The organism is Thermosyntropha lipolytica DSM 11003 (genome assembly GCF_900129805.1).
In the GTDB taxonomy this organism is placed as follows: Bacteria; Bacillota; Syntrophomonadia; order Syntrophomonadales; family Syntrophomonadaceae; genus Thermosyntropha; species Thermosyntropha lipolytica.
Genome location: NZ_FQWY01000096.1, coordinates 1 through 1,070 on the forward strand (window position 1 = coordinate 1; position 1,070 = coordinate 1,070).

Genomic DNA, 1,070 nt, shown 5'->3' on the forward strand with positions numbered 1-1,070 from the left:
GAAATGGGGGTAGATGTTAATGAGTAGCAAAAATCAGTACAGTGATGAGTTTAAAGAGCAAATTATCAAAGAATGTCAGGAAACAGGTAATGTAGCTATTGTAGCCCGGCGTTATAATATTTCAACTAATACTATTCATACCTGGATTAAAAAATATCGCCAAACCGGATCTGTAAAGACTTTGCCTAAAGCAGAAAGAGATAGAAATAAAATCTTAGCCAAACAACTGCAAGAAGTAAGTATTGAGAATGACCGGTTAAAAAGATTGCTGGCTGAAAAAGAGCTAGAGCTTGCTATATTGAGGGAGTTGACTAATACCAAAAACCCGAGGTTAAGGCAGGGTTAATATAGCCAAAAGGTGGATAGAGAAAGGATATAAAACCTATAAAGTTCTTAACTCTGTCGGTATATCATCATCCACCTATTATGCCCATATAAAGAAAACTAAAGAAATAAACCCCGATGTTAATAAAGAAAAAAGCACTAATAAGAAAAGAGGTCGTCAAATACCAGGCTATTCCGTACATGAAAGCGGGGAGAAAATCAATGATGAAGAGATAAAAGATAAAATAATCCTTATAATCTCCAGTGATGGGTTCCCCTATGGGTATAGAAAAATAAATGCCGTGCTAAAGAGACAATATGGCATAGTCATAAACCATAAAAAAACTTACAGATTAAGCAAAGAGCTTGGTATCCTAAAACCCCAGCGAAAGATATATCCTAAAAGACCAAGAAGACTAGCCAAAAAGCAGGAGATTACTGCTTCTAATCAACTATGGGAGATAGATATAAAATATGGTTACTTGCAAGAAAGCAAAAAGTTTTTCTATCTAGTATCGGTAATAGATGTTTTTGATCGTATGGTAGTAGATTATCACCTGGGGCTAAATGCAACTGCTTCTGATGTCAGCCGCTTACTTAAAAACGCCCTGGCTAAAAGAAATCTATTATTGAGTGATAATCTACCGGTAATAAGAACTGATAATGGGCCGCAGTTTATGTCAGCTAAATTTGCAAAAACGTGCCAGGAATTAAAATTGATACATGAGAGAATACCCGTAAAAACT

The 1,070-nt window shown here is 35.5% G+C and carries 2 protein-coding genes; both read left to right on the forward strand.

All coding sequences use genetic code 11. The features are described 5' to 3' along the window. Positions 1–19 precede the first annotated feature (19 nt). Positions 20–346: a transposase gene (locus tag BUB92_RS11190; RefSeq protein WP_073093639.1), complete on the forward strand. Its 327-nt coding sequence runs from the start codon at positions 20–22 to the stop codon at positions 344–346. 211 nt (positions 347–557) lie between these two features. Then, positions 558–1,070 (forward strand): DDE-type integrase/transposase/recombinase (locus tag BUB92_RS11195; RefSeq protein WP_341372077.1); only part of this gene is annotated, 513 nt, incomplete at its 3' end.

Bases quoted from the DNA above. Each gene is read 5' to 3' on its own strand.
- BUB92_RS11190 (WP_073093639.1), top strand. From the start codon at position 20: ATGAGTAGCAAAAATCAGTACAGTGATGAGTTTAAAGAGCAAATTATC.